This is a genomic window from Streptomyces albidus (ex Kaewkla and Franco 2022) (assembly GCF_013870515.1).
Taxonomy (GTDB): Bacteria; Actinomycetota; Actinomycetes; order Streptomycetales; family Streptomycetaceae; genus Streptomyces; species Streptomyces albidus.
The window spans coordinates 1-10611 of sequence record NZ_JACBXA010000206.1 but is presented as its reverse complement, the minus strand read 5'-3'; the positions used below and the strand labels follow the sequence as shown (position 1 = coordinate 10611).

The 10611-nt window shown below is 70.5% G+C and carries 10 protein-coding genes and 2 pseudogenes; 7 read left to right on the top strand and 5 right to left on the bottom strand.

The features are described from left to right. Window positions 1-42: 42 nt before the first annotated feature. The 3 genes and pseudogenes from ruvX to H5J26_RS23615 all read left to right on the top strand — a co-directional run. Window positions 43-507 (top strand): Holliday junction resolvase RuvX, encoded by a 465-nt coding sequence (gene ruvX, locus H5J26_RS23625; protein WP_181767964.1) that lies wholly within the window; start codon window positions 43-45, stop codon window positions 505-507. Between the two features lie 125 nt (window positions 508-632). After that, window positions 633-2429, top strand: coding sequence for an endolytic transglycosylase MltG (gene mltG, locus H5J26_RS23620; RefSeq protein ID WP_181767963.1), 1797 nt, complete (start codon window positions 633-635; stop codon window positions 2427-2429). Then, window positions 2429-3232 (top strand): annotated as a pseudogene (locus tag H5J26_RS23615) (shikimate dehydrogenase); the annotation flags it as partial. The gene mltG and the pseudogene H5J26_RS23615, both read left to right, overlap by 1 nt. A 529-nt stretch (window positions 3233-3761) precedes the next feature. Here H5J26_RS23615 and rsrA read toward each other — a convergent pair. From rsrA to H5J26_RS23595, 4 genes are all read right to left on the bottom strand, one after another. Further along, window positions 3762-4151, bottom strand: a complete 390-nt coding sequence (gene rsrA / locus H5J26_RS31635; RefSeq protein ID WP_235980997.1) for a mycothiol system anti-sigma-R factor — start codon at window positions 4149-4151, stop codon at window positions 3762-3764. Further along, entirely contained in the window at window positions 4148-4798 is a 651-nt protein-coding gene (locus H5J26_RS23605; RefSeq protein WP_181767961.1) for a sigma-70 family RNA polymerase sigma factor, read from the bottom strand. The genes rsrA and H5J26_RS23605 overlap by 4 nt, the downstream gene beginning before the upstream one ends. A gap of 272 nt (window positions 4799-5070) precedes the next feature. Continuing rightward, window positions 5071-5712 (bottom strand): alpha/beta family hydrolase, encoded by a 642-nt coding sequence (locus tag H5J26_RS23600; protein ID WP_181767960.1) that lies wholly within the window; start codon window positions 5710-5712, stop codon window positions 5071-5073. Window positions 5713-5760: 48 nt separating this feature from the next. Next, window positions 5761-6579, bottom strand: coding sequence for an SOS response-associated peptidase (locus H5J26_RS23595; protein WP_181767959.1), 819 nt, complete (start codon window positions 6577-6579; stop codon window positions 5761-5763). Window positions 6580-6709: 130 nt separating this feature from the next. On the opposite strand from H5J26_RS23595, the gene H5J26_RS23590 reads away from it, so the two are divergent. The 4 genes from H5J26_RS23590 to H5J26_RS23575 all read left to right on the top strand — a co-directional run bounded on the left by H5J26_RS23590 (window position 6710) and on the right by H5J26_RS23575 (window position 10267). Next, on the top strand, window positions 6710-7423 hold the full coding sequence (locus tag H5J26_RS23590) for a M50 family metallopeptidase (RefSeq protein ID WP_181767958.1): 714 nt from the start codon (window positions 6710-6712) through the stop codon (window positions 7421-7423). A gap of 54 nt (window positions 7424-7477) precedes the next feature. After that, on the top strand, window positions 7478-8845 hold the full coding sequence (gene aroA, locus H5J26_RS23585; protein ID WP_181767957.1) for a 3-phosphoshikimate 1-carboxyvinyltransferase: 1368 nt from the start codon (window positions 7478-7480) through the stop codon (window positions 8843-8845). 12 nt (window positions 8846-8857) lie between these two features. After that, entirely contained in the window at window positions 8858-9868 is a 1011-nt protein-coding gene (rsgA, locus tag H5J26_RS23580; RefSeq protein ID WP_181767956.1) for a ribosome small subunit-dependent GTPase A, read from the top strand. 72 nt (window positions 9869-9940) lie between these two features. Next, a complete protein-coding gene (locus H5J26_RS23575; protein ID WP_181767955.1) occupies window positions 9941-10267 on the top strand; it encodes a DMT family transporter in 327 nt (108 codons plus the stop codon). Window positions 10268-10312: 45 nt separating this feature from the next. Here H5J26_RS23575 and H5J26_RS23570 read toward each other — a convergent pair. Beyond that, window positions 10313-10611, bottom strand: a pseudogene (locus H5J26_RS23570) (TetR/AcrR family transcriptional regulator); the annotation flags it as partial.

The following is a 10611-nucleotide window of genomic DNA, read 5'->3' as shown; positions in this document are numbered from 1 at the left end:
GACCATCGCCATCTGGAGCGGAGTGGCGCGGTTGCTCGCCTGATGCGCCGTGGCCGCCGCCTCGCCGTCGACGTCGGTGACGCCCGCATCGGCGTCGCCTCCAGCGATCCCGACGGGCTGCTGGCGACGCCGGTGGAGACGGTGCCCGGGCGTGATCTGCCCGCTGCTCACCGGCGGTTGGCCGAGCTGGTGACCGAGTACGAACCGATCGAGGTGGTGGCCGGGCTGCCGCGCTCCCTGAAGGGGGGCGAGGGCCCGGCCGCGGCCAAGGTCCGTGGTTTCGCCGAGGAGTTGGCGCGGAGGATCACACCCATCCCGGTTCGGCTGGTGGACGAGCGTATGAGTACAGTCACGGCTGCACAGGGCATGCGCGCTTCGGGCGTGAGCTCGAAGAAGGGCCGCTCCCGCATCGATCAGGCCGCGGCGGTGGTGATTCTTCAGAGCGCCCTGGAGACTGAACGGATGTCAGGCAGTCCACCCGGGCAATGCGTCGAAGTGGTTGTCTGATCGCGATACGGTAACGTTCCCGCGACACGGCAGCCGCCGCAAGGACGGGCTCACAGCCCTCGGGTCGTGGGTGACTTGCACCGGTATGTCCGGAACGGCTGCCGTCCGGCGGATCTAGGGGATCGATGACTGAGTATGGCCGGGGGCAGAGCCTCCCACCGTGGCATCCCGATGACCCCCTCTTCGGGGACCAGGGATGGGACGGCGGCGGAGACGCCACCCAGCAGGGCGAGGGCGATCCTTACGCGGGCCAGTACAACGGTCAGTACGCCGACCCGTACGGCACCGGCCAGCATCCCCAGGTACCGCACCAGCAGCAGGGCTACTACCAGCAACAGCCGCAGGGGTATTACCAGCAGCAGGGCGGATACGGCGCCCCCGGGCAAGGGGCGCCCTACGACCCCGGCTACGGCGGCACCGACCCCCACGGCATGCAGCCCGTCGCCGATCCGTACGACACCGGGCAGCAGCCCGGCTACTACGCAGCGCCGGGCGGCTACCCGCAGCCGCAGCACCCGGGGCACCCCGGCCAGCAGGGGCACCCGGGTCAGCAGGGGCACCCCGGCCAGCAGGGGCACCCGGGTCAGCAGGGGCACCCCGGCCAGCAGGGGCACCCGGGCCAGCAGGGACACCCCGGCCAGCAGGGACACCCCGGTCAGTACGCAGGACAGGGCCACGGCGCGGCTCCCGGTGACTACCAGGCACCTCCGGGCCAGGGGCCCGCACCCGTCGGCGACCCGGAGACCGGCTGGGACCCCGGGCCCGACCAGGGCGAGCACGCCTTCTTCGCGGATGACGACGACGCCGACTTCGACGAGCCCGGGAACGACCGCCGCAGCGATCGTCGCGGCGGCCGCAAGGGCGCCGAGCCCAAGCGCAAGAAGAACGGCTGCGCGTGCATGGCCGTCTCGCTGGTGCTCGTAGGGGCCGTCGGCACCGCGGGCTACTTCGGATACGACTTCTACCAGGCGCACTTCGCCCCGGCGCCCGACTTCTCCGGCAGCGGCTCGGGCCAGGCACAGGTGAAGATCCCGGACGGCGCCTCCATCGCCGACATGGGCGACGCCCTCCAGGAGGCGGGCGTCGTCAAGAGCGCCGGCGCCTTCGTCGAGGCGGCCGAAGGCGATGCGAAGTCGGGCGGCATCCAGCCCGGTACGTACAGCATGCGCAAGCAGATGTCGGGCGACGCGGCACTGAAGCTGATGCTCGACCCCGCCAGCCAGAACGCGCTGATCGTCTCGGAAGGCCTCCGCGCGAAGGCGGTCTACGCGCTCATCGACAAGAAGCTCGGCAAGGCGAAGGGCACGACGCAGAAGGCGGCCAAGACCGCGGCCCTCGGTCTTCCGCGCTTCGCCAAGAACAACCCTGAAGGCTTCCTCTTCCCGTCCCGCTACAGCGTCGGCAAGGAGAGCGATCCCGCCGAGGTGCTGCGGGAGATGGTCGCGCGCGCGAAGGCCGAGCACACCAAGGTCAACCTCGACTCCGAGGCGAAGAAGGTCGGCAAGTCCCCCGAGGAGATATTGACCATCGCCTCCCTCATCCAGGCGGAGGCGCAGAAGGACGACGAGTTCGGCAGGGTCTCCCGGGTCATCTACAACCGGCTGGACGAGAACATACTTCTCCAGTTCGACTCGACCATCAATTACGCCAAGGGCCGCTCCTCGCTGGACACTTCCGTCGAGGACACCAGGCTGAACTCGCCCTACAACACCTACCGCAACCGCGGCCTCCCGCCCGGGCCGATCGACAACCCCGGTCACCAGGCCATCGAGGCAGCCCTGAAGCCGACGAAGGGCAACTGGATCTACTTCGTCACGGTCAAGCCGGGCGACACCCGCTTCACCGACAGCAAGGCCGAACACGACCGCAACGTGCGGGACTTCAACAAAGAGCAGCGCAAGAAGAAGGAGAGCGGCGGCTGATGGACCGGCACGACCCCGTACGGCCGGCGCCCGCCGCGTCACCCGCGGCCCGGCGCGCCGCCGTACTCGGGTCGCCCGTCGCGCACTCGCTCTCTCCGGTGCTGCACCGTGCGGCGTACCGCGAACTCGGCCTGACGGACTGGACGTACGAGCGTTACGAGGTGGACGAGAGCGGCCTCGGCGCGTTCCTCGAGAGCACCGACGACCAGTGGGCGGGGCTGTCCCTGACCATGCCGCTGAAGCGCGCCGTGATCCCTCTGCTGGACGAGGTCGGCGAGACGGCGGCCTCCGTCGAGGCCGTCAACACCGTCCTGTTCACCGAGCGGGGAAGGCTCGTCGGCGAGAACACGGACATCCCCGGTATGACCGCCGCCCTGCGGGAGCGCGGCATCGGGAGTGTGGAGAGCGCCGCGGTCCTCGGCGCCGGTGCGACGGCGTCGTCCGCGCTCGCGGCGCTGGCCCGCGTCTGCACGGGAGAGGTCACCGCCTACGTGCGCAGCAAGCAGCGGGCCCAGGAGATGCGCGGCTGGGCCGGACGTCTGGGAGTGCAGCTGCTCGTGGCTGACTGGGCGGAGGCGGCCGGGGCGCTGCACGCACCCCTGGTGATCGCCACCACCCCGGCCGGGGCCACCGACGAGTTGGCCGCCTCCATCCCGGCGCGGCCCGGAGCGCTCTTCGACGTGCTCTACGACCCGTGGCCGACCGACCTCGCCGACGCGTGGACCAAGCAGGGCGGCACCGTCGTCGGCGGACTCGATCTGCTCGTGCACCAGGCTGTGCTGCAGGTGGAGCACATGACGGGGCCCCGGAATCGGAACGAGCGCCGCTGCCGCCGGCGTCAGGAGGAAGGCGGCGGTGAGGAGGACCGGGAAGAAGGCGCCCATGTTGCCGGGCACCTTGTGGCCCATCAGCGGGCAGCGCGGGGCGTATTCGCACATCGCGTAGAGAGCTGCGAGAGGCAGCAGCACGGCCAACTCCGGGGCGGGGGAGCCCGCGAGGGCCGGGGCGGCGCAGAACAGCGCGGCGCCGGCGGCGCACGCGATGAGACAACGTGCCGCCCACGGAAGCTCCGCTCCCCGTGCACGCATCTCCGAACTCCTCCCCGTACCAAGCCGGAAGGGGAGAATAGGACGACTGGGGCGGGAGCGAAGGACTCATCCACGCATTAGCACGTAAGGGAACGGGAGCTCTCACACGTTCGAGTGAGCCGTCAGGAAACTTGGAGTGAGACGACCCCAACTCCCGTATAAGCACTGCGAGTCGGATGCGGGTCTCCCCGGGCCGGAGCCCGGAGTGGACGAGCCGAACCGGAACCCGGCGCGAAGCCGGCCGTCAGGCGTACTTCTTGTTTCCAGGAGGGGAGGTCTGGGACGAGGACGCCGCGCCGTCCTTGCTCTCCTTGCCCGCGACTGCCGGAGCCTGCTCGGGCGACACCGCCTCCGCGGGCGGTTCGTGACCTGCGGCCTCGGCCTCACGGATCAGCTCGATGCGGCCCATCACCTTGGACCGCAGGTCCGAGGGGACGTCGTCATGGCCGCAACAGCGTTTGACGAGCTTCTTGACCTCCTGCTCGAGCCCGTACTTCTCCAGGCACGGCGAGCATTCGTCGAAGTGCTCCTTGAACTTCTCGCAGTCGCTGTCCGGCATCTCCCGGTCCAGGTACTCGTACAGGTGGTCCAGCACCTCAGAGCAGTCCGTCTCGTGCGGCTCTCCGCAACTCATGAGCCCGAACCTTTCCCGTCGTGCGACTGCGCTGTGCCCGCCTGAGCCATTCCCCGGTCACGCGCGTAGTCCTCGAGCATCTCGCGCAGCTGCCGCCGCCCGCGGTGCAGCCGGGACATGACCGTGCCGATGGGTGTCCCCATGATGTCGGCGATCTCCTTGTAGGCGAACCCCTCGACGTCCGCGAGGTAGACCGCGATGCGGAACTCCTCCGGAATCGCCTGCAGGGCTTCCTTCACGTCGGAATCCGGAAGGTGGTCGAGAGCCTGGGCCTCGGCAGAGCGCAGCCCGGTCGACATGTGCGACTCGGCGCGTGCCAGCTGCCAGTCCTCGATGTCCTCGGCGGCGCTGCGCTGGGGCTCGCGCTGCTTCTTCCGGTAGGAGTTGATGAAGGTGTTGGTCAGGATCCGGTACAGCCACGCCTTGAGGTTCGTGCCCTCGCGGAACTGGTGGAACGAGGCGTAGGCCTTCGCGTACATCTCCTGCACCAGGTCCTCGGCGTCGGCCGGGTTCCGCGTCATGCGGAGCGCCGCCGAATACATCTGGTCGAGGTAGTTCAGGGCGTCCCGTTCGAATCGCTCACTGCGCTCCGCCTCGGTCTCCTGCTTGGCGTCTCCGCCGTCTTCGGTCGCGGTGACCGGACCCACCTCCTCCGATGCTTCGACGAGTCCGATGGCGGACCCGCCCGAATCGGAGAATAGACGACCTTCCGCTCCGCGTGCCGCCGGAGTCGTCGTGCCACCGGCAAGCGCGACCGTTGCCCAATCGAGGTCAACGGCCTTCGGACGCTGCGGGCAAGCGACAGATCCCATGACTGGCGGCTCCCAATCTCGTGAACGTTCCGACGATGCGGTCAACACGTCGATCCCGGTGTTCATTCCCGGCCGTACAGCGCGCTCCCGTGTACCGCGTCACACCCTCAGGCGGCGCCGGAAGACAGCCCGAGCCCGCCCGTCCAGCTGCGGACGGCCTCCGTGAGCAAGGCCAGTGCCTCCTCCTGCCCGATGTCCGCGCGCTTCCGGACGGCGAACCCGTGGTCGCCGTGCGGCACCTCCACGATCCGCGTCCCCTCGGGGAACTCCTCGGGACGCCCGAAGGGGTCCCGTCCGCCCTGCACCACCAGCGCCGGCAGCCCCGCCCCCGTCAGCTCCTCGGCACGGGACTTCTCCGGCCTGCCCGGGGGATGCAGCGGAAAGGACAGCGCGAGCACCGCACTCGCCCCCAGTTCTCCGCCGGTACGGCACGCCACTCGCGCACCCGCGCTGCGCCCGCCCGAGACCACGGGGAGTCCCGGTGAGGCCAGCGAGGGCCACAGCGCTCTCCAGGCGGTGTCGAGGGTCTTCGGCGCGGGTGCCACCTTCTTGCCGGCCACCCGCCACGGCTGCTCGACCAGCGCGACCGTGACCCCGGCCTGCGGCAGCACCTCCGCCAGCGCCTGAAGGTCCCGGGCCTCGATGCCTCCGCCCGCTCCGTGTCCCAGCGCGAGCACAGACTGCGGTCGCCGTGCGTGGTGCCAGGTGATACGGGCCTCGCCCGCCGGTGTCTCGACGATCTCGCTCATGGGGAGCCATCCTGCCGCGTCGAGCGGCGGCCGCTGCTCACCCGCGCCTCAGAAGAGCGTGCCGACTTCCGGCCCCGTCAGCGCCTCGAGGAGATCCGGCCGGTTGTTCCGCACGTTGCTGACATCCGTGGAGACGGGGTGAGCGCGCATCCTCCCCGGAGGCGGCGGTGCGAGCAGCTCCCGAAGCTCCTCCTGCGGCTGACGGGCCGGGTTCAGCCAGTCGTCCCAGCGCTCCGGCAGCAGCATCAGCGGCATGCGGGGGTGGATCTCCGACAGCGATGCGGGCCCGTCCTCGCCACTGGGCTCCGCCAGGGGTTCCCTCTCCGCCTCCGTCGTGACCACGGTGCAGGTCGTCCGCCACGCCTGAGGGTGGTCGTCGGGCAGAGTGCCGTCCCGCCAGAACTCGTACAGCCCGGCCATCGCCATCACCGAACCGTCCGCCGGGGACACGAAGTACGGCTGCTTGCGCGTCCTCTTCTTCTTCCCCTCCTGCTCCAGCTGGAGCTCCCCCTTGGCCGTGACCCACTCGAAGTAGCCGTCCGCGGGGATCAGGCACCGGCGCGTTGCGAAGGGGCGCCTGAAGGCGGGCTTCTCGTGCACCGTCTCGGCCCTCGCGTTGATCATCTTCGCGCCCAGGTCCGGGGACTGGGCCCACCCCGGCACGAGCCCCCAAGTGAGCGACCTCAACTGCCGTACGGGGCGCGGGTCGCCAGAGCCCTTCACCGGGCGGTCGAGCACCGCGTGCACCTGTTTGGTCGGGGCGACGTTCCAGTCGGGGGCCAGCGCCTCCTGCGGGTCCCACTTCTCCACACCGAAGAGCGCGACCAGGTCCTCGGGTCTCCGGCTAGCTGCATACCTTCCGCACATGAGTGCCACACTGCCACGGCACTGATGTGCAGCGCTGTGCGTTCACGGAGAACCACGTTCCGTTCATGGACAAGCCGTAACAAGTCACTTCGGGGATGCGGCACGGGGCCGGGGAGGACGAAGGAAAGACATGGAAACCACGAGCATCGCCGGTCTGTGGGACCGGGTCTTCGGTACGCAGCCGGACCCCAGTCAGTGGCTGGTTGTCATCACGGCTCTCATAGCCCTGGCGGCCGTGCTGCCTCACGGCGTCTGGCGGTTGTCACGCAACGCGGTCACCATCGCCCACGAGGGCGGGCACGGCCTGATCGCTCTCCTCTCCGGACGCCAACTCGCGGGCATCCGGCTCCACTCGGACACCTCCGGGCTGACCCTCTCCCGCGGCAAGCCGACCGGCATCGGCATGGTCCTCACCGCGGCCGCGGGCTACACGGCGCCCTCGCTGCTCGGGCTCGGCGGCGCCTGGCTGCTGGCCGCGAACCACATCACGCTCCTGCTGTGGAGCGCCACCGCGCTGCTGCTGGCCATGCTGGTGATGATCCGCAACGCCTACGGTGTGCTGACGGTCTTCCTGACGGGCGGCACCTTCGTGCTGATCTCCTGGCTGACCGAGCCGGAGGTGCAGGCGGCCTTCGCGTACGGCTTCGTGTGGTTCCTGTTGCTGGGAGGCGTACGTCCCGTCTTCGAGCTCCAGGGCAAGCGGCGCCGCGGCGGCGCACCGGACTCGGACGCCGACCAGCTCTCCCGGCTCACGCACGTGCCCGCCGTGATGTGGCTGGTGCTCTTCCACGTGGTGACGCTCAGCTCCCTGACCGGCGGCGGCCGTTGGCTGCTCGGGCTGTGAGGGGCGGTCGAGCGGCCGCGATCCGCCTCGGTGCGAACGACTAAAGTGAAGTTCATGACCGAGCACACCGAATCCGCCGCCCTCTGGTCCGCGCCGTCCGCGCACGAGCCCGTCGACGCGAGGGTCTCCGTGCCCGGTTCGAAGTCGGTCACCAACCGCGCTCTCGTGCTGGCCGCGCTTTCGGTCGACCCGGGCTGGGTGCGCCGCCCCCTCCGCTCGCGGGACACCCTGCTGATGGCGGAAGCGCTGCGCGCGATGGGTGTGCAGATCGAGGAGGGCGCGGGCCCGGACGGCACGGGCGAGTCCTGGCACGTCCTTCCGGCGGGGCTCCACGGGCCGGCGACGGTCGACGTCGGCAACGCAGGTACGGTCATGCGCTTCCTGCCGCCCGTCGCGGCGCTCGCAGACGGACCGGTCACGTTCGACGGCGACCCTCGTTCGTACGAGCGTCCGCTGCACGGGGTCATCGATGCGCTGCGCGTCCTGGGCGCCCGCATCGACGACGACGGCCGCGGCAGTCTGCCGATGACCGTGCACGGGGGCGGCTCGCTCGCGGGCGGCACGGTGGAGATCGACGCCTCGTCCTCGAGCCAGTTCGTCAGCGCGCTGCTGCTGTCGGGCCCGCGCTTCGACCAGGGCGTCGAGGTGCGTCACATCGGCGAGACCCTGCCGTCCGCGCCGCACATCCGGATGACCGTCGACATGCTCCGCAAGGCCGGTGCGCAGGTCGACACCCCGGAGGACGGCGGTGAGCCCGACGTCTGGCGCGTCACTCCGGGTGCTCTGCTGGGCCGCGATCTGATCGTCGAGCCCGACCTGTCCAACGCGCAGCCCTTCCTCGCGGCGGCGCTCGTGACGGGCGGACGTGTCACCGTCCCGGACTGGCCGCAGCACACCACACAGCCCGGTGACGCTCTGCGCCGCATCTTCAGCGACATGGGCGGCTCCTGCGAGCTGGACGAGCGCGGCCTCACCTTCACGGGCAGCGGCCGCGTCCGCGGCATCGACGTCGACCTCAGCGACGTCGGCGAGCTGACCCCCGGCATCGCCGCCGTCGCGGCGCTGGCGGACTCCGAGTCCGTGCTGCGCGGCGTCGGCCATCTCCGTCTGCACGAGACGGACCGGCTGGCAGCGCTCACCAAGGAGATCAACGGCTTGGGCGGCGACGTCACCGAGACCGATGACGGGCTGCGCATCCGCCCCCGCCCGCTGCACGGCGGCGTCTTCCACACCTACGACGACCACCGGCTCGCAACTGCCGGCGCCCTGCTCGGTCTCGCCGTCGAGGGCGTGAGCGTGGAGGACATCGCCACCACGGGCAAGACCCTCCCGGACTTCCCCGCGATGTGGACCGCGATGCTCGGCGGGCCCGCCGGGCCGCGCGGCGGCTCGGGCGGCCAGCGCGTCGAAGAGAGAGCCTGAGGGGCTCCCGCCATGCGCCGCTACGGCAAGCACACCGACGAGGACGACATCCGCGTACGCCCCAATCGCAAGGGCACCCGCCCGCGTACGCACACCCGCCCCAAGCACGAGGACGCCTCGGAAGGCATGGTGCTGACCGTCGACAGGGGCCGCCTGACGTGCCTCGTCGAGGACCGCACCATCACCGCCATGAAGGCCCGCGAGCTGGGACGCAAGGGTGTGGTCGTCGGGGACCGCGTCGCCCTCGTCGGCGACCTGTCCGGCGCGAAGGACACCCTCGCCCGCATCGTGCGGGTCGAGAAGCGCACCTCGGTGCTGCGGCGCACAGCCGACGACAACGATCCCTACGAACGTGTCGTCGTCGCCAACGCCGACCAACTCGCGATCGTCACCGCGCTCGCCGATCCCGAGCCCCGGCCGCGCCTGATCGACCGCTGCCTGGTCGCCGCCTACGACTCGGGACTCGAGCCTCTGCTCGTACTGACCAAGTCCGATCTCGCCCCCGCCGCACCCCTGTTGGCCAAGTACACGCCGCTGGGCGTGCGTCATGTGGTCACCAGCCGCACGGAGTTGGCCGACGGCGACGCCGCGGAGCGCGTACGGGAATCGCTGTACGGGCGCAGCACGGTGTTCGTGGGGCACAGCGGCGTCGGCAAAACGACCCTGGTCAACGCCCTTGTCCCGAAGGAACTCCGGCGCACGACGGGCCACGTCAACGCGGTCACGGGACGCGGCCGTCACACCACGACCTCGGCGCTCGCCCTGCCGCTGACCGTGGAGGGGAGCTGGGTCATCGACACTCCCGGCGTCCGCTCCTTCGGGCTGCACCACGTCGACCCCTCACGCGTCATCGGCGCCTTCCCCGATCTGGAGCCGGGCACCGAGAACTGCCCGCGCGCCTGCAGCCACGACGAACCGGACTGCGCCCTGGACCAGTGGGTGGCGGACGGCCACGCCGACCCGCAGCGGCTCTACTCCCTGCGCAGGCTGCTGGCGACGCGTGAACAGCGCGAAGGGGATTGACCCGGCCCCTCGCCCCTTGATGGGCATAATCACCCGGAAACGGGCGGCGGGGAGCAACGGGAGGCGTTCCACATGGCAGCGTGGCTGCTGGTCATCGTGGCGGGACTGCTGGAGACCGGCTTCGCCGTCTGCCTCAAGCTCTCACACGGATTCACCCGCCTTTGGCCGACCGTCGCGTTCTGCGCCTTCGCGCTGGGCAGCTTCGGCCTGTTGACGCTCTCCCTCAGACGGCTGGACGTAGGACCCGCATACGCGGTCTGGACGGGCATCGGCGCCGCCGGTACGGCCGTCTACGGGATGATCTTCCTCGGCGACGTGGTCTCGGTTCTGAAGCTCGTCTCGATCTCGCTCGTCATCATCGGCGTGGTGGGGCTGCAACTGTCCGGTGCCGGACGCTGACTCCCTCAGCGCGGTCGCGTACAGCGGCCCATCGCGCACGGCCGCTCAACCGGACTGGGCGAGCAGCGCCCGCACCACCCCGCCGATCCGGCTCGCGGCCTCCTCGTCCCGCAGGTTCGCGGACGGCGCGACCACGTACGACAGCGCGATCCGCAGTCCTGCATCGCAGGCGAGCAGCAGTTTTCCCGAGTGCCCGTTCGGGGACATCCCGGCGACCATGCGCTCGCACAGTGCGGCGGCCAACTCCCCCGGTTCTCCGGCACTTACGGCCTCTGCGCCGTCGCGCTCGCCCTCCCCGTCCACGGGCGCCGGCATCAGCGCTCCCCGGCAACCGGTGAGCGCGG